20 protein-coding genes and 1 other annotated feature are annotated in these 22,992 nt (G+C 41.3%); of the genes, 7 read left to right on the top strand and 13 right to left on the bottom strand.

The genetic code is table 11. The features are described 5' to 3' along the window. The first annotated feature begins 92 nt into the window (after positions 1 to 92). Positions 93 to 313: a binding site (T-box leader), on the top strand. A 64-nt stretch (positions 314 to 377) separates the two neighbouring features. From leuS to BN1691_RS09650, 4 genes are all read left to right on the top strand, one after another. Then, positions 378 to 2,816, top strand: a complete 2,439-nt coding sequence (leuS, locus tag BN1691_RS09665; RefSeq protein WP_048602764.1) for a leucine--tRNA ligase — start codon at positions 378 to 380, stop codon at positions 2,814 to 2,816. Positions 2,817 to 2,831: 15 nt separating this feature from the next. Next, positions 2,832 to 3,065 carry a DUF896 domain-containing protein gene (locus BN1691_RS09660; RefSeq protein ID WP_048602031.1) on the top strand — a complete coding sequence of 78 codons (234 nt, stop codon included), beginning with the start codon at positions 2,832 to 2,834 and terminating at the stop codon, positions 3,063 to 3,065. A 572-nt stretch (positions 3,066 to 3,637) separates the two neighbouring features. Next, the gene (locus tag BN1691_RS09655) at positions 3,638 to 4,882 is read left to right on the top strand and encodes an MDR family MFS transporter (protein ID WP_048602030.1); all 1,245 of its coding nucleotides are present in this window, start codon (positions 3,638 to 3,640) and stop codon (positions 4,880 to 4,882) included. Positions 4,883 to 4,965: 83 nt separating this feature from the next. Then, positions 4,966 to 6,234 (top strand): MDR family MFS transporter, encoded by a 1,269-nt coding sequence (locus tag BN1691_RS09650; RefSeq protein ID WP_048602029.1) that lies wholly within the window; start codon positions 4,966 to 4,968, stop codon positions 6,232 to 6,234. 46 nt (positions 6,235 to 6,280) lie between these two features. Here the strand turns inward: BN1691_RS09650 and BN1691_RS09645 are convergent, their stop codons facing one another. Further along, entirely contained in the window at positions 6,281 to 6,553 is a 273-nt protein-coding gene (locus BN1691_RS09645) for a hypothetical protein (protein WP_048602028.1), read from the bottom strand. Between the two features lie 126 nt (positions 6,554 to 6,679). Between BN1691_RS09645 and BN1691_RS09640 the strand changes: the two genes are divergently transcribed. From BN1691_RS09640 to BN1691_RS09625, 3 genes are all read left to right on the top strand, one after another. Further along, positions 6,680 to 7,033, top strand: coding sequence for a hypothetical protein (locus BN1691_RS09640; protein ID WP_048602027.1), 354 nt, complete (start codon positions 6,680 to 6,682; stop codon positions 7,031 to 7,033). Positions 7,034 to 7,616: 583 nt separating this feature from the next. After that, the gene (locus tag BN1691_RS09630) at positions 7,617 to 8,852 is read left to right on the top strand and encodes an MFS transporter (RefSeq protein ID WP_048602025.1); all 1,236 of its coding nucleotides are present in this window, start codon (positions 7,617 to 7,619) and stop codon (positions 8,850 to 8,852) included. Positions 8,853 to 9,388: 536 nt separating this feature from the next. After that, positions 9,389 to 10,351 (top strand): proline dehydrogenase family protein, encoded by a 963-nt coding sequence (locus BN1691_RS09625; protein WP_048602024.1) that lies wholly within the window; start codon positions 9,389 to 9,391, stop codon positions 10,349 to 10,351. 976 nt (positions 10,352 to 11,327) lie between these two features. On the opposite strand, the gene BN1691_RS09620 is transcribed toward BN1691_RS09625, so the two are convergent. The 12 genes from BN1691_RS09620 to proC all read right to left on the bottom strand — a co-directional run bounded on the left by BN1691_RS09620 (position 11,328) and on the right by proC (position 22,987). Further along, positions 11,328 to 11,909, bottom strand: a complete 582-nt coding sequence (locus BN1691_RS09620) for a type 1 glutamine amidotransferase family protein (protein ID WP_048602023.1) — start codon at positions 11,907 to 11,909, stop codon at positions 11,328 to 11,330. A gap of 235 nt (positions 11,910 to 12,144) precedes the next feature. After that, positions 12,145 to 12,462, bottom strand: coding sequence for a hypothetical protein (locus BN1691_RS09615; RefSeq protein WP_231638382.1), 318 nt, complete (start codon positions 12,460 to 12,462; stop codon positions 12,145 to 12,147). Positions 12,463 to 12,581: 119 nt separating this feature from the next. After that, entirely contained in the window at positions 12,582 to 13,121 is a 540-nt protein-coding gene (locus BN1691_RS14745) for a hypothetical protein (protein WP_048602022.1), read from the bottom strand. Further along, positions 13,103 to 13,426, bottom strand: coding sequence for a hypothetical protein (locus BN1691_RS14740; protein WP_231638381.1), 324 nt, complete (start codon positions 13,424 to 13,426; stop codon positions 13,103 to 13,105). The genes BN1691_RS14745 and BN1691_RS14740 overlap by 19 nt, the downstream gene beginning before the upstream one ends. A gap of 48 nt (positions 13,427 to 13,474) precedes the next feature. Further along, on the bottom strand, positions 13,475 to 14,074 hold the full coding sequence (locus BN1691_RS09605; protein WP_048602021.1) for a DedA family protein: 600 nt from the start codon (positions 14,072 to 14,074) through the stop codon (positions 13,475 to 13,477). 359 nt (positions 14,075 to 14,433) lie between these two features. Beyond that, entirely contained in the window at positions 14,434 to 15,192 is a 759-nt protein-coding gene (locus BN1691_RS09600; RefSeq protein ID WP_048602762.1) for an exodeoxyribonuclease III, read from the bottom strand. Positions 15,193 to 15,252: 60 nt separating this feature from the next. Continuing rightward, positions 15,253 to 16,035, bottom strand: a complete 783-nt coding sequence (locus tag BN1691_RS09595) for a M48 family metallopeptidase (RefSeq protein ID WP_048602020.1) — start codon at positions 16,033 to 16,035, stop codon at positions 15,253 to 15,255. A 20-nt stretch (positions 16,036 to 16,055) separates the two neighbouring features. Continuing rightward, complete coding sequence (locus BN1691_RS09590; RefSeq protein ID WP_048602019.1) at positions 16,056 to 16,991, bottom strand: manganese-dependent inorganic pyrophosphatase; 936 nt, start codon at positions 16,989 to 16,991, stop codon at positions 16,056 to 16,058. 46 nt (positions 16,992 to 17,037) lie between these two features. Next, complete coding sequence (locus BN1691_RS09585) at positions 17,038 to 17,703, bottom strand: DUF1266 domain-containing protein (protein ID WP_048602018.1); 666 nt, start codon at positions 17,701 to 17,703, stop codon at positions 17,038 to 17,040. Then, positions 17,696 to 20,284 (bottom strand): tetratricopeptide repeat protein, encoded by a 2,589-nt coding sequence (locus BN1691_RS09580; RefSeq protein WP_048602017.1) that lies wholly within the window; start codon positions 20,282 to 20,284, stop codon positions 17,696 to 17,698. The genes BN1691_RS09585 and BN1691_RS09580 overlap by 8 nt, the downstream gene beginning before the upstream one ends. Before the next feature lie 21 nt (positions 20,285 to 20,305). Continuing rightward, positions 20,306 to 21,994 (bottom strand): molecular chaperone HscC, encoded by a 1,689-nt coding sequence (locus BN1691_RS09575; protein ID WP_048602016.1) that lies wholly within the window; start codon positions 21,992 to 21,994, stop codon positions 20,306 to 20,308. A gap of 147 nt (positions 21,995 to 22,141) precedes the next feature. Next, positions 22,142 to 22,987 (bottom strand): pyrroline-5-carboxylate reductase, encoded by an 846-nt coding sequence (proC, locus tag BN1691_RS09570; RefSeq protein WP_048602015.1) that lies wholly within the window; start codon positions 22,985 to 22,987, stop codon positions 22,142 to 22,144. Between the last annotated feature and the right edge of the window lie 5 nt (positions 22,988 to 22,992).

The raw sequence follows: 22,992 nt of genomic DNA, 5'->3' as shown, positions 1-22,992 counted from the left end.
ATCCCTTAGGCGAATTCGATAGGAAAAGGTGGATAGACTAAGGAGGAGATATTGACTTCAATTCTTCAATTGTCTATAATTAAGTTCAATATAGTAAAGCCATGAAAAGGAGCAGTATGCAGATTCTTCATTCTAGAGAGTTAACGGTTGGTGCAAGTTAACATGAAGATGGCAGAACTCGCCTTGGAGCTATCAGAGCGAAGCTTAGTAACTCTGGTCGTTAACCGCGTTAAGGTAATGAAGTGAGTAACCAGCTTTTCATCTGGTTATTAACAAGGGTGGTACCACGGGAAGTCAATCTCTCGTCCCTTACAAGTTTCTTGTAGGGATGGGGGATTTTTTTAATGGAAAAAACGCGAAAAGAGGTTGATGAAAAAATGGCTACGAACCAAATCAAGACCTATGATCATCGTGCCATTGAGCAGAGATGGCAACAATATTGGGATGAAAATTGGACATTTAAGACCAATGATGAATCCGATAAACCCAAATTTTATGTACTAGATATGTTTCCTTATCCTTCAGCAGCTGGCTTACATGTTGGACATCCTGAAGGTTATACAGCAACAGATATTATCTCACGTTACAAGCGAACAAGAGGATATGAGGTACTCCATCCTATGGGCTGGGATGCCTTTGGCTTACCTGCTGAGCAGTATGCATTCAAAACAGGGATTCATCCTCGTGAAATCACGAAGCAAAATACGAATAATTATCGACGCCAAATCAAGTCACTCGGCTTCTCCTATGATTGGGATCGTGAGATCAACACCACTGATCCAGAGTATTATAAATGGACCCAATGGATCTTTCTCCAATTATACAAACGAGGCTTAGCCTATATTGCAGAAGTACCGGTAAACTGGTGCCCTGCATTAGGAACTGTATTGGCCAATGAAGAAGTAATTGACGGGAAGAGTGAGCGCGGTGGACATCCAGTTATTCGTAGGCCAATGCGTCAATGGATGCTGAAGATTACCGCATATGCAGAACGATTACTTGAGGATCTTGAAGAGTTAGATTGGGCTGAAAACATTAAAGAGATGCAACGTAACTGGATCGGTAAATCAGAAGGGACTGAAGTGAAGTTCCCTATTGACGGTCATGACCAAGTTCTCGAGGTATTTACCACACGTCCCGATACTTTATTTGGTGTTACCTATTGTGTGATTGCCCCTGAGCATCCATTGGTTCGTGAAATCACAACGCCTGAGCAAAAGGATGCAGTGGAAGCCTATTTAGCAGAAACAGCGAAGAAGAGTGATCTAGAACGGACTGACTTAGCTAAGGATAAAACAGGTGTCTTCACTGGTGCATACGCCATCCATCCTGTGACCAAGCAACCTATTCCGATCTGGGTAGCCGATTATGTCTTGATCACCTATGGAACAGGTGCGATTATGGCTGTGCCAGCTCATGATGATCGTGACTGGGAATTTGCCACGAAGTTCTCTCTACCGATTCAACCTGTTATTGAAGGTGGCGATGTTACAGAAGCACCTTATACAGGCGATGGGGTGCATATCAACTCCCAATTCATCGATGGGATGAATAATGAAGAAGCGATCCGTACCATGATCGATTGGTTAGAAGAGCATCATGTGGGAGAAAGAAAGGTAAGCTACCGTTTACGCGACTGGCTCTTTAGCCGCCAACGCTACTGGGGTGAACCCATTCCTATCTTGCACTTAGAGGATGGTACCACGAAGGCTGTACCGGAAGATCAATTGCCATTGCGCTTACCAGAGGTTGAACAAATTAAGCCTTCTGGGACAGGAGAATCACCACTGGCTGCTGTCACAGACTGGGTGAATACCATTGATCCTGAGACAGGCATGAAGGCACGAAGAGAAACCAATACCATGCCACAATGGGCAGGGAGTAGCTGGTATCATCTGCGGTATATCGACCCTCATAATACGAAAGAGATCTGTTCCAAAGAGAAGCAACAGAAATGGTTGCCTGTGGATCTCTATATCGGCGGGGCTGAGCATGCAGTGCTTCACCTACTCTATGCACGCTTCTGGCATAAATTCCTCTACGATATTGGTGTAGTGGATACGAAGGAGCCATTCCAAAAGCTGATCAATCAAGGGATGATTCTTGGTGATAACCATGAAAAGATGAGTAAATCTCGAGGCAATGTAATCAATCCTGATGAGATTGTGGAAAAATACGGCGCTGACACACTCCGTCTATACGAAATGTTCATGGGACCATTGGAAGCATCGAAACCTTGGAGCACACAAGGTGTTGAAGGGATCCGCCGCTTCCTCAATCGGATTTGGCGTCTCTACATTAACGAAGATACAGGCATGCTCAATGAGAATATCCAGTCTGATGTGACACCAGATGAGGATTTCCGTAAGGTATGGCATCGGACCATTAAAGTGGTCACCCATGATACAGAGAACTTCCGTTTCAATACTGCCATTAGTCAAATGATGATCTTTGTAAATGAAGCGTATAAACAAACAACCATCCCGCAGGAAGCGTTGAGTGACTTTGCTCAATTGCTTGCTCCCTATGTACCTCATATTGCGGAGGAGCTTTGGGACCGTTTAGGTCATGAAGGCAGCATTACTTATGTACCTTGGCCTACCTATAATGAGGCATGGACCGTTGATCAAGAAGTTGAAATGGTGGTACAAATTAGAGGAAAGATCAAAGCACGCTTAACGGTAGCGAAGGATAGTAGTGAAGAGGAATTACAACGTTTAGCCTTAGCTGATGCAGCCGTTCAGGAAGCATTAGAAGGCAAGGAGATTCGTAAGTTTATCGTCGTGCCGAATCGTTTGATCAATATCGTAATTTAACTAGGAGGGTACCACTTGTTACCAGCCAATAAAATTAATCGCATCAATGAGTTAGCCAGGAAAGCGAAGGTCGAAGGGCTGACAGCAGAAGAACGAAGTGAACAACAAACGCTTCGCCAGGAATATTTACAATCCCTCCGTCAATCTTTTCGCTCACAACTGGAATCCATCACCATTATGGAAGTAGATGATGAAGGTAACGTGTTGAACGAACGGAAGCCAACAAGTAAGAAAAAGCCTTTACAATAATGTGATCTATGCGCAAGCATCTTTCAAAAGACGGTAATTTTTACTTGAAAGTGCTTGCGCATCTTTTTAGGATCATGTAGAATAATTTCATACTGTAATATTTCGAGTCACGAAGAAAGGAAGATGGACACATGTTAATTGCTCAGACCGTGGTGGGTGCGAACTAACGTGAACTGATTGATTTAGCCAAGAACAACTAGTTCACATGTTCATACATGCATCAATAATTAGTTGTTATATTGGTTAATCTTGGTGATCGTCTATGTTCGGTAACTACAGGTTCGAGCGTCATGTTGTTCATCTTGCTCATCAGGAATTTGGAAGGGAGTATTTATGTTGATCCGATTAGGATCACTTCCATTTATCCTGTGATGCTTCTTATTATCCGATTCCATCTATGTAAACAGCGATATCAACTAAGTACGTCTGGTTACACAGAGGATAACGTTAGGTAATGGGATCGATAAGGTTGAACAAATAATTCAATGATGCCATACGAACAGGTAGTTTCCTTACTTCTGTTCGTTTTTATTTTTTCAAGAAGACTTGTTCAACTGTTGAGGTGACTACACATGAAAATACGTGAATGGGATATTAATTTAAAGGTTCGTTTAATTGGCGAGCTGTTAATGAATGTTTTGTTTTGGATGTACTTTCCTTTTATGGCCATCTACTTTGCCGATGAGTTTGGCAAGGCACTAACCGGTTGGTTAATGATCCTTCCTCCAGTAGCAGGCGTGATTTCCAACCTATATGGTGGTGCGTGGGCAGATCGCTTTGGACGGAAGCGGATGATGATGATTTCCGTCGTCCTCGAAGCGATTGGTCTCTATATCTTTGCAATTTCACCAAGTCCCTGGCTTGATTTCGTCATCTTTGTGCTGCTGGCTAGTGTAGGTACGCTGTATCAGCCTGCTAGCATGGCGATGGTCGCGGACCTGGTGCCCGTACATGAACGACGGGCAGTCTTCTCTGTCTTCTATATGGCCAACAATATTGGTGTTGTACTTGGGCCAATTATTGGTTCCATCCTATTCTTTACTTATCGTCATGAGCTAATCTTAGGATCGGCTATTCTATCTACGATCTTTCTCTTTGTATTGAATAAGTATGTCCATGAAACCCTGCCAGCCAATGCAAAGGATAAATTAGAAAATACTAGTCTCACGGATCAGTTAAAGGATTATGCGATAATATTTAAGGATAAGCTTTTCTTCATGTATATTATTGCTGGGATTACGATTTCGCAGATCTTCATGCAGATGGACCTCTACATGGCCATCTTCGTCAATGAGCATGTAGTTCAGCAGCCCTTTCTCCAATGGGGAGATCATCTTATCACCATTGATGGCAAAGGGTTATATGGCTGGATGATCGCTGTCAATGGGGCGATGGTGGTGCTATTTACTGTTGCTGTTACCCGTGCCATTCAGCGCTGGAGCGATAAGAAAGCGTTGGTGATCTCATCCTTTCTTTTTGGATTTAGCTTCTTTATGATGGCTTTCTCTATTAATCCTTGGTATCTCTTGTTCTGTATGGTGGTCTTTACGCTGGCAGAGTTGATCCGAACTCCTGTTATGCAAAACTTTATTACAAAGATCTCACCAGAGGACCAGCGGGGACAGTATCTCGGTGCATCATCGTTACAATTTTCCATTGGGCGTGCTATTGCACCATTAGCCATTACGCTCGCAGAATTTATCTCGCCATTTGGAATGTTCACGCTGTTCTTCGTACTGGGGATTATCAGCTCAATACTCTATGCACGGATGTTTGATCTCCATGATGTCAGAGTGGAGGGAGAACGGGCTATTTAAAACCCTTTGGTGTTTGAACAGGTCGCTAACCTGTTCTTTTCCTTTGAGCAAATAGATAAGTCCAACAGTTGAGGTTAAAATATATGAAACTCTTAGAATGGGATATTAACTTGAAGGTACGCTTATTTGGCGAGCTGTTAATGAATGTGTTGTTTTGGATGTTTGTTCCGTTTATGGCGATTTATTTTAAAGAAGAGTTTGGAGAGGCCCTTGCTGGATTCTTAATGGTGATTCCACCCATCGCGGGCATTCTTGCTAATCTCTTTGGTGGCACCTGGGCAGATCGGTATGGCCGCAAGCGGATGATGCAAATCGCCATCTTTATTGAGGCCATTTCCATGTTTATCTTCGCATTTTCGCCAAGCGCATGGCTCGATTTTCTTATCTTTAATTGTCTTACAGTAGCTAGTATTATTTATCAACCTGCTAGCTTAGCCATGGTGGCTGACCTGGTTCCTGTTCATGAACGCCGTGATGTCTTTGCAGTATTTTATATGAATCGGAACATCGGCGTTGTTCTAGGGCCGATGATCGGTTCGGTACTCTTCTTTACATATCGCACGGAACTCATCTTGGGATGTGCTATTGCAGCAGTTATATTTTTCATACTGTTAAACAAATATGTTCATGAAACAGTACCAGCCCATACCATCGAACAATCAAAGAAAAGTAGCACTTTAGGGCAACTGAAGAACTTTATGGTTATCTTTAAAGATAAACTGTTCTTTCTCTATGTGATGGCTGGTGTGATAATCCATCAGACATTTTTGCAGATGGACTTTTATTTGAGCATCTACGTGTATGACCAAGTGCACGATGCTCCCTTGATGCGATTGCGGGATCACCTCATCACTGTGGATGGAGCACAGCTGTACGGGATGCTAGTGAGTCTCAATGGAATCATGGTGGTACTCCTCAGCGTAGCGATAACCCGCGCCATTCGAAACTGGTCTGATAAGCGTGCTTTTACCATTTCAGCGTTACTCTTTGGCTTTAGCTATTTCTTAATGGCATTTTCTCTGAATCCATGGTATCTCTTATTCTGTATTGCCATATTCACCATCGCAGAGATGATGCGAACACCTGTTTTACAGAACTTTATCACGAAGATTTCTCCAGAAGACCAACGGGGGCAATATCTCGGAGCATCATCACTTCAGTTTTCCATCGGTCAAATGATTGCTCCATTATCCCTCACCCTAAGTGGGATTGTCTCACCGTTCTGGATGTTTACTAGCTTTTTTGTAACGGGGATCATCGGTGCATTGCTTTATGCAATCATGTTTAATCTCTATGATAAGCAGATGGCAGGGGAGGAGGAGCATTCCATACCTCAATCAGCGGAATACTAATCCTGCTTGTTGAATACTTTATAGATATAAGAGAAGCAACAGGAACCTAGATGGCTCCTGTTGCTTTTTTACTTGCCTGAAAGAGAAAGAGTAGATTGATAAGAAGTCCTAGAATAATGATATAGATAGTATAATCAGTAACAGCAATTATCACGTCCTCATGCTGGTAAAGATAGAGATGATTCAGTACGGATTCTACCTTACCACCCCCATGTTCAGAGAAAATGTTACTCCATTTTCTTAACTCCATGAAGTACCATAACTTAGAACCGATAATGGCTAAGAAAAGCAAGATGTTAGTGCTCACTACTTTTTTCATTGGTGATTCCCCCTTGCTAATCATGATAGGCACTAGCTTAAGCATGCGTCTTAATATGAAAAACGTCAACTTCTAGAAGGATGTTCTTAATGATAATAATGCGTCGATGGAATAGGAGGAGTAATGGTGAAGAAGGAAAATCTTACAATGCTACTAACTCAAAAGGAGGAGTTAATGGAGATGATCATATACCATCTCTTACTAAATCGAAAACGGCAAAATTATCTTCTTATCCTATTTATCGCATTTCTTTCGCAGCTGGTGTTCTTCTTAGCGGACAAGCTTACACCAAGCATATTAGCCATACTTACAGTGATTCAATTGGTAATGATTATTGCGTATTTAATATCGCCAGGCCAATTGAGAAGAAGGGTAATGGAGCATCCAACAGAGCTTTATAAAGAATTATTGATCATATATGCAGCGCAGATGCCTGAGCTAGAGAACGAAGATTTGTCTAAGTCAGGAAATAAACGATAATGAGTAAAACCTATATATTATAGAATAAAATGGTATTTATGTTATGATGTTATTACATGGAATTTGATTGTGATTGATGTTTTTGATCAATCATAAGCTGAATGTTCTATTGATGTTTAGATAGTTACAAGAGGGAGTGATGAACCTATGGTCTTCTTATATGCGGTTATTGTTATCGCCATCGCAGTCTTAATATCAGGTATCACGGATTCTAGCGTAGCGATAATTTATGTTGCTCCAGTACTTGCACTAGCATTGTTATTAACCATCAATCATAAGCTTAACATCCTTCTAAAACATCTGAAGCTTTACCCAGCACCTCAAAACAAAATTGAGACAATGAATAATGGCGAGATTGAGAAGAAATGATGCGAAATGAAAGCCGTTGTCATAGAGGAATTTGGTGGACCAGTAAAATTTAAATAAGCGTAAGAGACTAAACAGACTACTTATTAAAATTTGAGAATTAATAAACAGAAATTTCTATCCTTACTGATACAACAAAGATTACCATAAAAATATTATGTAAACTACACAATTTCTTTCTAAAAAATATATTGATCATAAGTAACGAAGGTGTTTTATGCGAAAACAGAAAAATCAATCAATCATCCATAATCGTGCATTCATCCTGCTTTGGTTAGGGCAAACCGTATCAAGGCTAGGAAATCTGGTCTATGATGTAGCTCTAGGATATACCGTCTATCTCATCACCGGTTCGCCACTCAGTGTGGGTACAGTCTTGAGCTGTTTCACTATCGCACAATTGCTTACACTAGTGTTTGGTGGGGCGGTAGTTGATCGATTCTCACGGAAAAACATTATTCTGATAACCGATATCATCGCAGGACTTGTAACAATGCTACTTGTTGTTGCTTTGATGGTGGAGCAGTTATCCATTGAGATGATGTATCTCATTAGTATTGTGTTAGGTATCGTGAGTGCTTTCCATTTACCAGCTTATCGGGCCATTATACCAGAGGCACTTCATGAACATGACATCACAGCAGCCAATGGATTAATCAGTATAACCAATAGTATTACAAGGGTGATCGGTCCTTCAATCGGAGCAGGTTTACTAACCTGGTTGGGCGCAATGGGCGCATTTCTCTTCAATGCGCTTTCATTTTGGATTGCAGTCGTGGCGATGATCTTTACACCGATACGTGTTACCCAAACTAGAAGAAAACATCAAGAGAAGAAGCTCTTATCTGATGTGATGAACGGGTTACGATTAGCTTTTCAAACACCATGGTTACGGGATTTATTCCTTATTTCTTCTGCCATCAATGTACTGGTTTTAGGACCAATTACAATCTTAATACCTGTCATCGTTGGAATGGAGGAATTATCTCCAGCCATAATCGGCGGTGTGATGGCCATGCAAGGGATTGGCACGGTTCTTTCAAATTCTGCAATTCTTCGCATACCAGCGAGAAAAATATCCATGAAATTCATTTTTTCCTTATCTATCAGCTTTGGCTTAGGTGCATTACTCATGGGGCTTTCTCAGCCATTGTACTTATTTGTCCTGGGAGGCTTCTTTGTGGGCTTAGGGGCGTGCACCTTCACATTAAAGCAAACACTTATTCAGACGAGGGTTTCTTTAGATTATCTTGGACGAATCTTTAGTCTCGATATGATCGCTTCATTCGTGCTCTTGCCTTTAGGTTATGCAACTGCAAGTATCTTGGCAGATCTATGGTCACCACGTCTGGTTATCATCGTAGGAGGGAGCATCGAGATTTTTCTAGGTGGTTTGTTCATTTTCCTTGAAAAGGGTCGAGTTGGTTATAAAAAGTCTTTGGAGTTATCTTAATTGTGGTTGTTGCTTGTTCCAAGAAGGTGTCATAGTCGAAGAGTTGATTTTTACTATACCATAATATAATTATGTTAACTAAGATATGAAAAGTAACCAAATAGAGCAATTCTCGTGTACATGTCACTAAAATTGAATTGATAGGAGCTTTACATATGAAGTATTTCATCCGATTAAATGTACTTAGCATTTTATATGCTTTTATGATGTTTGCTTTCATCCAGCTAAAAAGACGTTTTATTATTTGATTCAAATTATTTTAAAGAGTTAACAGGGAGATATGAGGGCTTTAAAAGAAAACATTCAGGAATAGTGGTGAAAGGCAAATAATAGACTGATTTATTCAGCAACTATTATTGTAATATCCTTAATGGGCTATTTTCTGGTTTACCGTCCTTTTCTATAAGCAACTCATGCGTAGAAAGTTGAATATACCGCAAACGGGCACGATTGTTGGGCAATAAGTTTGAAAGTTAGATAGAATGAAAACAGGGGAATTTAAAAATTTCAGTAAATTCAGTGGGGTGAGGAAAAGAGTGAATAATCCATCGGTTGAAAAACAATTCGCAGACGCATTGAAATCCATTGCTCGAAATCTAGAAATAAAGGAGTACGTTCAAAAGTCACCTGAACTTTATCCGTTATTTCAAAGTGCAGCTAAACGGTTTGTAACTGGTGAATCGAAGGAAAATGGGGTATCCCTCGGTGATCAACTTATACATAAGGGATATCGTGTTTCTTTGGAATTCATCGGAGAAAATACAACCAATATAGAGGAGTGTATTCGAGCCAAAGATGAATTTATAGCGTTGATAAAAGAATGTAAGAAACATGAAATTAGTTCTCGTATTTCCTTTGATTTATCTCATATTGGTTTATCTGTTGAGCCGGATCTTGCTTATCAAAACTTATTAGAAATGGCGAAAGAGGCTGAATCATATGACCTTTCTCTCATGATTAGTATGGAGGAATCAGCTAAAACGGATCAAATACTTACCGTATACAAAAAAGTTGCTTCGGAATATTCCAATGTAGGGATTACGCTTCAAGCCCATCTACATCGAACAATCGAAGACATTAAGGAATTACTTAGCTATCCTGGAGCAATCCGAATTGTTAAGGGAGCATACCAAGAACCATCGGATATTTGTATTCCTCGTTCGGAGGAATTGGACCAACGTTATCTTGAATTAGTAGCCCTATGTGTTAGTGCTGGGCACCAAGTTTCAGTTGCTTCCCATGATTACGCTATCTATAAACAAATTATTGAGCGTGGTTATTTGCAAAATCCATATGTGGAAGCAGAAATGTTATATGGTATTCGTCCTGAACTTTGTAAACAACTCAAAAATGACGGACTACCAGTCCGGGTTTATCTCACCTATGGGGTGGAATGGTACTTATATCTCACCCATAGGATAGCTGAATATCCACCAAATATTTATGTTGTCATTACGGACATGATTCGGGGGGCAGACGATACTTCGATACTTTATTAAATAAAAGGGTGCTTTTATGGCATAAGGATCACAGCAATGATCAAACATTATATTTCAAATAACAATAAAAGCCGATACTTCCTTAACGTAGGAAACATCGACATTCTTTGTGTCGAAATTTGCTTAGCGTATGTTTTGCGCTTTTTGTTGGTAGGACCCCAATCAGAATAAACAGGTCAAGATGCTAGTGCAACCCCAAAATAATAGTAAAAATCGCCATTTCAATTGAGAAGCTCCAAAATCATCTCTAAGCGATTTTATATACGAACACGATAAATTGCATTAGGGATTATCCATAAATTCAACACAAGTGATTTTAACAGGCCGTTTTTACAATCAAAAATAGCAAAAAGTTATAATCTGGTTTTACATGTATGTAAATGGTATGTAGATAAAAAAACAAAATTATATTCAAGAGACTCAGGGTAAAAAATATTATAGGCGTATAAAAAGCGAATGGGAAAAGAAACTCCAGGATAAATAATGAGTTCGAAACCGAAAAGAAAGTATGATATAATTAATAAATAATAACCGATCGTGTAATCATGTGAAAATTATTGATTTTTTCTTCTGTCTCAAAACATAAAGTAATCTCGCCAATTGAGATATTTTGCGTAAGTATAGCTTACGCATGCATTTTTCCCATAACGTCCGATAATATATATTATGTATACTAGAAAAAGAAAAAGAATCGATGCGGTCCCCATTCATTCTCTATTGCGAAAATGTCCGCCCTCGAATGAGAACGGACTTTAAACTAATTCATGTATTTATTCTTCATTCCAATCGACTTGGGCTTGCTGTCCCATGGAAAGCTTATCTGTTGCACTGTACATACGAGGATGTTCCCTTAACCAATAGACAATGTGGTGATCTTCTTGGTATCGATCAAGCTTCCTGCGCCTTCCCAAGAACTTATACACTGTGTTTCGAGAAATTTCTAACCTCCTTGCAAAGGCTCATATCAAGCGAATGCTCATAATCTCCGTATTGCACCATTGTTAAAATTATCATACCACTGTGCTAATTCATCTTCACTATCCAATTTTAAAATTTTGAAAATTTCATACGCAAATTCCACAGCAGCAGTTTCGTTGGCAGTAATAAAGCCGCCATCAACAACAACTTGGGCTGGAATATACAGAGACTGTCCATTATATCCTTTTTGACTTTGGAATAATTCCAAGCTATCCCCTGTATGTTTAACGGTATCTAAAAAGCCGTGTTTACATAAAAATGTAGTTGCACCGCAAATGGCGGCAACAGGAATATGATTTTGTGTAATATTCTTTATAAACTCTGCAATTTCGTCATAATCATTTTCTTCCCAAGAAAGTCCACCCGGCAAAATAACCATTGCAACATTAGAATAATTATCAAAATTGGTAATGCTATAATCAACACTTGTACATAGGTTTCCCATTGAAATTTTAGGATTCGTATCAACTGAAATTGTTTTTACCATATAATCAGAAAAGGCATTAGCAACAGCAACAGCATAGCTTGCTTCCCAATCGCACCATTTGTCTGTGAGTAATAGTAATATTTCATTTTTCATTTAAATCATACTCCTTCGCAAATTACAAATTAGCCCTGTCGGGCACTTTTTCGTTGTCTACCATTATCTTTGGTAGATATATAAAAATTGACCTTTATAATGTAAACCAATAGAATCATTTAGCAAGATAGAACTGAACGTGACAGGTACCCTACAAATTACACAAACTTACGACTTTCCCCTTGATAATTGGTATAATGTAACCTCTGTATCGCTAAGTTTCCTACAACAATTGCTATCTTGAACGGCTAACTAATTGTACGCCTGAAAATACAAAGATAATAAAAAGCAAACCTAATCTAAGCCAATTCATATAAAGCCAAAACATTCCACCAGACACATGAATTAGTGATGCATTATATTCATCTGCATACACACCCATATTCCAAAACAGCTTCAAAGAGATTATCAGAGCTATTAAGCTAAAAGCAAAAATAACGATGTTAAGGCCTCTATTTGGATGACCTGCTACTTTCCATGTTTTTATAAGATAAATCACTATCGATAAAACAAATAAGCCCATAAAGCTTAATCCAATCAAAAGTATCGGCATATATACGCCACCTTTCGCATCTATAATGCTCTCTACTTCTCCTTTATACTATACCTAGAAACCATATTACACCATAATAAACATTATGTACAATAATCGATAATTGATAGTATAGTGGTTCAATATTCTAAATAACCAAATGATTTGAGTATTTTATACCGTCTTACTGCAAGTATCCCCTTCCAGTCTCTTCTGGCTACTGCAAATTCCTCTGGATAGCTGTCCCAGCTCCATGAAATGTCCCAAGTTCCTTCTTGAGATAATTGATGAATATAGAAATCTAAGTTTTGTTCAACTAGATGACCGAATTGGTTACAAAGAGGGTCTTCAGGGCTATCAACAAAGTCTAAAGGTAAAGCTTTATACCCTGTTGACCATGATGAAACATCTCGATCAACACATTGCTCTGCAAGTAGAATGACTTTTTCTAAAACTTGATTTAAGGAATACTGGATCTGATGATTAAATTCACTTTCACGTAATTTCATTAGCTTAACCATCTGCTGATAATTATTGATTTCATGCTGACCCATTTCACTTTGACTCATAAGATGATCAATTGCTTTTTCAATCGCTTTCCATCCGAGTTGGGATGCTTCGCTATGAACTGGTGACCAATGAACAAGGTAGGCTGCTAACTCTACACCTGGATTAAACATCCAGTTCTCCTGAACTTCTTCGCTCCAATGCCACCATGGGGCATGCGGTCGGTTTCAGCCTCGATTTCCAGCAAGATCTTCCCTGCTGTCCACGTGGCAATTGCCGATGATTCTGGTAGCCAATAATCAGGTTCGATACCATGCCCAAATCCCCCATCCTTGTTTTGAAAAGCAGAGAGATAATGAATTACTCTGTCACGAGAAGCGCCTTCGCACATATACTCCCATCTTGCCACTTCCAATGAGCGAGCATTTCTTTTCAGCCATGAGCTGGTCTTATTAAATGTTGTTTTTGAGATTTTCATTTAAGATCGCCATCCAATGACATGATATTTTAATCAAAGCGTGTAAAATCATCGATTATGGATTTTCTCTTTTTGAGTTCTAATGAGGTAAATTACTGTCATAATGATAGCTATTATGATACCACCGATGAGTAGATATTTCTTGACGGAAGCATGAAACTCCTCCCACTTCGGGCCTAAGAACTTTCCTATTGTGATAAAGGTAGATGTCCAGATTAGCGCTCCAGTATATGCATAGATTGCAAAAATGCGATATGGAATTTTGGTTATTCCAGAAAAGTATCCGCTGATATGTCGAACGCCAGGAATAAAATAAGTGATGAGTAAGACTTTATTGCCCTGCTTTTCAAACCATTGTGATGCTTTCTCAAACTTATCTGGACCCAAATGAACTCGCTGTCCATGCTTCTTTAAAAAAGGAGCTCCATAGTGAAATCCAATGAGGTATGTAAAAGTTATTCCAATGGAACTGCCCAGTCCGGCTACAAGAATACTCACTAACCAATTTAGCTTCCCTTCTGAGACAAGAAATCCTGCATAGCTCATTAGTAATTCACCAGGCAATGTCAGTATGATTAGCTCCGTCATCAAGGTGAAAAACAATATGAAATAATCATATTGATCTAGCCAAGACCTTAATGTATCCATGCCCTTCTCCCCTATCCAAAGTTCGCGTAATCAAATGCAATCCGTATCATCTCTATTGTTGGATTCTTTTGATAGAAAAATTCCCTTTGGGTTAATGGATGGATGAACAACCCATCCAACCCCATTCAATTCTAATTTTGATCATTGGATATACGATGATGATTAAGCATAATATCGTCTTTCACGAGCTATGGAAAAAGTAGTTTGGGAAATAAAAAAAACAAATCCGCCCTATGTAAAAGGGTAGATTTGTTTTTCCAACATGAAGCTATCTAACGTTTGTAAGAGAAGAGACACTCATTTACATTCCCTTTTGTTTCAACTCTCTTCTCCAACGATTGATCATATATATTCACCACCTATGATAATGCAATTTCTAGTTGAACTGGACAATGGTCACTGCCTTGGACATGGGCGTGAATCTCTGCTTCGTCGATTTTTTCTTTCAATCGCTGTGAAACAATGAAGTAGTCGATGCGCCAGCCGATATTCCGGTCTCTTGCTTTATTCATATAGGACCACCACGAATAGGCATCGGTCCGTTCAGGATAAAGGGTACGAAAGGTATCAACAAATCCTGAATTAAGCAATGTGGTCATTTTTTCCCGCTCTTCATAGGTAAAGCCGGAGTTACCAATATTGGCCTTGGCATTTTTGATATCAATTTCTTGATGGGCCACATTGAGATCGCCACAATAGATTACGGGCTTTATGTTATCTAGATCTTGAAGATAGCTTCGTAGTTTATCCTCCCATACTAAACGATAGTTTAATCGGGCTAGATCCCGTTGTGAGTTGGGCGTATAAACATTTACAAGATAAAACTGATCAAATTCTAGGGTGATAATTCTACCCTCAGGTTCTTCATTAGCCTCTCCCACTCCATAAGAAACAGATAACGGCTCATGCTTTGTAAATACAGCTGTGCCAGAGTACCCCTTCTTAATCGCATAGTTCCAATATTGATGATAGCCTTGCAAATCTAACTCAATTTGCCCAGCTTGTAGTTTTGATTCTTGGATGCAGAAGATATCTGCATTGACTTCCTGAAAATAATCTAAAAAACCTTTCTTCACACAGGCTCGAATTCCGTTTACATTCCATGAGACTAGTTTTATACTATTCATCTTCTACTCCTCTGCTTCATATGTATATGAACTTGTAAGATTCTATATGATCTAGTATATCATTGAACTACTTCCACGAAAAATTATGAAGTACTGCTCCAAATCCAACCTCCATCCCTGCTCCTTCAACCAGTCATTCTGTTGGTGATAATCAGGTAATATGCTCTCGACAAGCTGCCAGAAGTAGTGGGAATGGTTCATATGGATGAGATGACACATTTCATGGACCACAATATAGTCCAGAATTTCTAGAGGAGCCATGCTGATCCGCCAGTTGAACATCAGTTTTCCTGCCGAGGAACAGCTTCCCCAACGCCGCTTCTGCTCCTTCACTTGTACATGGCTGGGCTGACGTTGGATCAAGGGCTGATAGTGTTGTATCCGTTCATTCACAATGTCGAATGTCTGCTTGCGATACCATTGCTCTAAGGCTGTACGGATAGCAATGGGGTCTTCTTCCCCAAGGGTTACAATAAACTGACCATTGACAAGGTGATCAGCGGTGAACGTGATATAGGGTTTCTTCCGCTTATGAGCGGGATCAATGTTAACCTGAAGAGTAAGGACCTGTCCAAGATAAAGAAAGGGTTCGCCGCTCATAAATTGGTGAGTGCTCATGGCTTCCCTTCTTTGCTTCATTGCTTCAAGTCTTTCTGTAATCCAGCGTTGCTTCTTAACGAATAACTCTGTAATGGCGGCTTCAGATGTATGTAGAGGTACGGTGATCATCACCGTACCTCCTGGTTGAATGCGAATTTCTGCTGTTTTACGCCGCCGAAAGATGACTTCATATTGAATGGTCAGGGCATTGGGTAGTGTGATATGTCTTAACATAAGTAAGCTGGCCCCACTCCTTATTTATCTGTAAACGCATGGGTTAAATTGGGGACAATTTGTTTTTTTCGTGATACAACGCCTTTGAGGACCGCCTTATGATTATCTAATTGAACGCCGAATGCAACTTCCACTTTCTGAGCAGCTGCGCCCAGTACTAAAACAACGGAGTCATTATTCAGAATATCCGTTACAACATAGACGAACAGATCCAATTGGCGATCAGCGATCACTTGTTGAATAGCTGCTTCGAACTCTCCTTGGCGAGCAAAAAGCTCTTCAGGGTCAACGGTGTTCACTTGAGCGATGACCACCTTGGCATTTCCCATGGGGAATTCCTTGGAATCTAGACTGATTAATTCCTCAATGGTCTTATTGCTTACATTGGCCCCTGCTTTAAGCATGGCTAAGCCATAGCTCTCTAGATCTACACCGGCAATGGCAGCAAGCTCACGAGCAGCTGCTTCATCTTCAGGTGTGCATGTTGGAGATTTGAATAACAGTGTGTCAGAAATAATCGCAGAGAGCATGAGTCCTGCCACGGCTGGATCGATTTGGACTTGCTTCTCCTTATACAGCTTGTTCACGATGGTTGATGAACAGCCTACAGGCTCTGCACGATAGTATAAGGGCTCTGCGGTAGCGAAATTGGCGATCCGGTGATGATCCACCACTTCAAGGATCTGTACTTGCTCCAAGTCGTCCACACTCTGTTGTCGTTCATTATGATCAACAAGAATAACCTGCTTCACTTCATTGCTGACAGTCTCAACAAGGCGTGGCAGCGGAACCTTGAAGTAGTCCAAGATAAATTGTGTTTCATTACTGATCTCACCAAGACGAACGGGCTCTGCATCCATACCGAGCTTTTGCTTTAAAGCTGCATAGGCGATGGTAGAGCAGATGGAATCGGTATCTGGATTTTTGTGACCGAGAACTAATACTTTGTTTGACATCGAATTGTTTCGCTCCTCTTTAGTTGAAATTAAGTATTCTCATCTCTTATTCTAACACCAAATTCCAATCTAATCTTCTCCATAAGCTATGGGGATTGATTAATAAGCTTTGGATCATGGTGTAATGACGATTGGTGTGGTCGGTATGGAGCTCTTCTAGCCAAAATAAACGGCCAACAAAATAGGCGAGTCCATAGTCAACCCAACTAGAATAACATTTTTGCGCAAGAATGGCTACTTTCTTCATGAGGTCCCAGCCTTCACCCTCTGAGAGATAACCTGCCAGCATCCCTGCTTGACACAGGTAGGAGTATCGTCCAAAATCCCAGGCGGCAATCCCAGCATAGGGTATTCTATTATTGTATGCTCGAACGATTTCATATTCAATATGTTGCGATGTATTCTTCGGAAGTGCCTCGATATAAGCCGCTTGCCCCGCTTCAGACAAAGTGGAGAGGAAGGAACGAATCTCCATGAAAGAGCTACTGTGACCCTCCTTCAAGAGCCATTCCAATCTTTCCTTGAGCGTAGCTGTATCTTCAATGCTCCAACCTGACTTTAGCATATGCTTGCATCGCTTCACATTCTCATCCGTTGGTTCCCACGTATAGGCTGTTTCTGGTGTAAGGTCGTTCAGCTCCAATAAAGGTGCAGCTAAGGCGATGGAATACAATTGTCCTTGTATTAACTCATCCATTCGATTTTTACTCATCTTCTTCACCTACCCCTTGTAAGAAGTGAAACTTAGGTAGATCCAGGCCACGATGTTGATCAATGGAAACAGTCATGGGCCAGCGTTTTCTTGAAGATTGCTTGTTCTGTTGAAAGAGAGTAAAGCGCTTAGGTTTCTGCCCTTGGTACGTTAAGATGCCTTCATACCGTGTGAGATAGTCGGGATGTTCGGGATTAGAATTGAGGGCTTCTCGGGCATAACGCAATGCCAGATCCATCTGTCCCATATCAAAATAGATCATGCTCAATACACTACAAGCGTCCCCACGTATACCAGCTTCATAGACAGGAGTCAATGTCTCTAATGCTAACTTGGGCTTACCCATGTAATATGTGATCACCCCACCATATATCGAAGCATAGGGATCATCCTCATCGATAGGTGCGTGCTTCACATACAGATTTAAAAGCTTCAAAGCTTGGAGCCACTCTCGTCGTTCCAGATGAACCCATACTCTGGTGAGCAGAACCCATAGAAAGTTCGGATTGGATAAGGGTATACGCTCTAGATAGATCAGGATTCGTTCATGTTTTTTCTCCGTATAGAGGGATTGAGCAGCAGCGAGGGCTATGATATCATCTTGTGGGTTTAAGTCAGATCCGTGACAATATTCTACACATGCTTTCTCCATATCTCCCATGACACGGTAGATATCCCCAAGAACTAGATGGCCATCTGCATCTTCTGGCTCCAGGGAGATATAGTGCTGAATGGATTCCAATGCCCCAGTGATATTATTCATTTTGAACTGGGCTAGGGAAATATTGAAATGGGTGATGCTAACATCACTCCACCCCATCACGGTTTGGAAGCATTCAATGGCTTCTTCAAATTCCCCCAAACTGAGATGGCAATTCCCCTTCCGGATCCATGCATCAGTGAACTGGTAATCGTTTTCTACCACTACAGCATGGTCATCACGTGCCTCGGCATAGTTTTTTAAGGCATAGTGGCAGAGCCCTCTTGTTGAATAGTAGATCCAACGGGAGGAATCAATGGCAATGGCTCGATCAGAATATTGAATACCCTTCTCATGCTCTCCATGGTAGCGATATGCCTCGGCAAGATGATGCAAAACTTCAGCATTCTGAGGATTGAGCTTCTCAGCCTCGGATAGATCATGAATGGCAGCTTCATAATCTTCCTTGATCTCTAGCATAACAAGCCCTCGTTGGAATAGGATAGGGACACGGTCTTTCCCTTCTTTCCTTGCCAACTCCAAAGCTTGATCAAAGCGTTTGATCCCTTTATTTACTTGATTTTGTTTAATCAAGGCCTGACCCCATAGGAAGTGCATCTCTGAGGTAAGATTCATCTCCAAGTCTAGATCATCGAGGGTTTCGGAACATTCTTCATATTGGCCCATCTCAAAATAGAGTTGAGCCAAGGGATAGTAAAGTGAATACTCCTTCGGTGATAGTTCAAGCTGCTTCTGTAATTTCTCCACCAAGATTTGATTGATTTCTAACAAACGAACATGTGGCTCAAGAGCATAGGGGAAAATGACAGTATTCTCACTGTAAAGAGCCTTTGCTTCCTCGAACTGACCTGAGGCGAAATAGCATTGAGCGATCCCTGCTTTTGCATCGGGATCTGTATGAACAACATTTAGTACATGGTTAAAATCAAGGAGCGCCTTCTTGGTCTCTCCCATCTTCAAAAAGAGGCGACCACGATGCTTATAACCATCAATCTCCTCTGGAAAGGCTTCAACAAGGCGATCGAAGGCTTTAAAAGCTTCGTATGTATCATCGAATCGTAGATAATATTGACCGATTAAACGGAGTAGATCAGGATCCGCCGTGTAGATTTGGGAGGCAGCAGATAATGCCTCACCTGCAGAATCTAAATCATTACGGATTAAAGCATAATAGGCCTCTTCTCGGTGCTCAAGATACGCGTCATAATCCATCTCTATATCAGGATTAAAGCAATCGTAGCGTAACAGACCAGGCTGTTCAATTTGGCGGATTAGATAGCGCACAAAGCTTTCGGGATATTGAGCATAGAGATCCTCCTGCTGCTCCGTCCAATAAAAATGCTCATTGAGCACGCGCCAGACTGCCTGTGGCATATGAAAATGTCCCATGAAAAAGTCAAGGATACGTTCATTAATGATCTGTTTAACATCGAGGTTCCAATATTCCTCCCGCTCTAGTAACTGCTTCCAATGCTCAAGCTGAATACGGGCAAAGAAGTCCTCATAGATGGCTGCAACCTGGTCCATAAATTGGTTGGCTAGCTCACCAGCAGTGGACGTATCATCTTGTGTAACAGTGGTAGCGATGAATGGGGAGGCACCCCCCTCTTCAAGCCCTTCTTCTGCTTCATCATATTCAATGCTCTCTTTAGCAACAGGCTCTTCTTGGAAGAATACGATCTCTTGTGATTCTTGCTCATTCTTTGCAGATTCTAGCGCTTCTTCGTAGGCAAGACGCAGATGCTGAAACCCCTCCGGGTCTTCCTCTGGATGATAGATTTTAAGCTTCCTTGCATAGGCACTTTTGATTTGCTTGACGTCATCTGTTGGCTCGATTCCAAGTACTTCCCAACTGGTCATCCTCGTCATTTCTTCTTTCTATCACCTTTCTACTTGATCTAAGAACGCTTTTAAACGCTTTGCTTCATGTTTGATCAGCTGATCATCTTGACTTCGTAAGGCCTGCTCGAAGCGTTGAAGGGCAGAGGCGATGACCATACGCAATTCAGCAAGGGACTCTTCATATAGTCGATCACCACGGGCAAGGAGCAAGCGATTTTCTAGGCGATCACGAGGATGAATCTTCAGATTCTCTAACTGCCGAAATCGTTCCTCGATCTCCTCCTTCGACATTTGACCTGGCTTCTCTTGAATGATCAGCTGCTTTTTGATCCCTGTTTCTACTGCTATGACTTCTACCTCTAGGATGCTATTAATATCATATGTATAACGTACGTCGATGGCTTGTTCACCTGCTGGTGCAGCAGGAATAGGAATCTCTAACTTTCCTAAGAAAATATTATTCTTGGTTAAGCGACTCTCGCCTTGATAGACTTCCACTCTTAGTTCCGTCTGATTGTCACGAATGGTATAGAGTCGCTCTACCTTACTTACAGGAATGATGGTATTCCGCTCAATAATAGGTAGGAAATGGCCAGATTCATACTCCCCTGAATCTGTCTCAACAGCAACCTTTGTCCCCAACGTGTAGGGACATACATCGGTAAGTACCACATCTTGAATGGCTGCATGCCGCTCCTTCATAGCAGCTTGAATCGCTGTACCTAGTGCTACTACTTCATCGGGATTGAGATGATGAGATGGAAGACGACCGAACATCTTTCCAACAAAGGAATAGATCAAGGGCATACGGGTGGCTCCACCAACCAGGACAACCGCATCCAGATCTTTAGCGCTTAAGGAAGCATCCTTTAGTGCTCGTTCCATCGGTTTTAAGAGCCGATTTAGGAGAGGCTTCGCTAACACTTCGAAACGATTACGATCCACGGTCCACTCAAGGGAGCGTCCATTTAATAGATAGCTCATGGTACCGGAGCGTTCCTCGCCAAGCTGGTGCTTGCATCGTTCAGCCTGCTTACGAAGAGCGCTTAATGTCTTCGTATCTAGGGATTCCAGTTCAATTTGATGATACTGGAGGAATTCTGTCAATAATAGATCGGTAAAATCCTCACCACCGAGAAAATTATCACCAGCAACAGATTTTACCTCCATCACTTGGTCGAAGAGCTCAAGGATGGAGACATCAAAGGTTCCCCCTCCCATATCAAAAATGAGGAATTGGGTTTCTGGTTTTTGCTCATGTAATCCATAGGCGATAGCTGCAGCAGTAGGTTCATTGAGTAGTCGCTCCACTTTTAATCCTGCCAATTCGCCAGCACGTTGTGTTGCCTTACGTTGAATATCATTAAAGTAAGCAGGGACGCTGATCACTGCCTCCGTCACTTCTTCACCTAAATAAGCCTCAGCATCCTGCTTTAAGGAGCGAATTACGAGGCTGGATAACTCTTCCGGTAAAAATTGATAGTTCCCTAGCTGAAAGGTTTTGGCTGTGCCCATATAGCGTTTAAACACAGATGCTGTTAAATGAGGATGGGTAATCAAGCGTTCCTTTGCTACTTCCCCAATCAGGATCTGCCCTTGTTCATCCACGCTTACTACAGAAGGGGTTAAATGACTGCCTAGTGCATTGGGGATAATCGTTGGACCATGCTCTGTCCAAGCAGCAACCAAGCTATGGGTCGTTCCTAAATCAATACCGATCATTGTCATGACAATCCCTACCTTATATCACCATAATTTACTATATGATCTTAACATAGTTTAATAGTCTCAACAATTGCCAGTTACGACATGATTAAAAATGACACCAACCATACAATGATTGGTGTCATAGACTCTAATTATTAGCGCTTTAAATTAGTTCTTCGTTTGTGCACCTAGTTCCTTCGAGCGTTCTGTGGCTCGCTTAATGCATGCGACAATGGCATCTTGAAAATGATTTTCTGCTAAGACCTGTAAGCCCGCTTCCGTTGTACCTCCAGGGCTCATAACTTGCGTATAGAGTTCCTCCGCTGTTTTTGAGGTAGTGCTTAAGCGCTTAGCTGCTCCAATTAAGGTCTGGATCACTAATTCTTTACCAACCTCTTCATCTAACCCAATCTCTGTGGCCGCTTTCTCCATAGCTTCTACCAGGTAATAGATGTAGGCAGGCCCGCTTCCAGCTAAACCTGTCACCGCATCCAATTGCTCCTCAGGTACCACGGTTACCGTTCCGATAGCAGAGAACAATGCACAGGCCAGTTGGATCTCCCGCTCCGTTGCATAGGCGCCTGCACTGATCGCCGTTGCAGATTCCCCTACCTTGGCAGAGGTATTGGGCATGGTACGGATGACGGGAGCGTGATGCCCTAATAATTCAGTAATATATGAAGTGGAGATTCCCGCCAAAACGGAGATGAAGAGCTGTTTTTCTGAAGTATAGGAGCGGATCGCCTTCATCGCACTCTCAATATCTTTCGGCTTCATCGCCAAGACGATGAGATTTGCATGAGCCACTGCTTCCTCTTTATTCACAGTGGTTTTGATCCCATAATGCTGCTCCAGCCATTTCAAACGATCTTCATCTTGACGATTGGTGGCAATGAGCTGTGATGGTGCCACAATCCGATCGGCGATCAATCCAGCAATGATCGATTCAGCCATGGAACCTGCTCCGATAAAAGCGATGGTTTGATCAGCGATGTTAGATACTATTTTTGTCATTCCTC

The sequence above is a fragment of the Rubeoparvulum massiliense genome, assembly GCF_001049895.1.
Taxonomy (GTDB): Bacteria; Bacillota; Bacilli; order Rubeoparvulales; family Rubeoparvulaceae; genus Rubeoparvulum; species Rubeoparvulum massiliense.
Note: the sequence above shows the minus strand (reverse complement) of the source record. Positions and strands in the feature narration are given on the sequence as shown.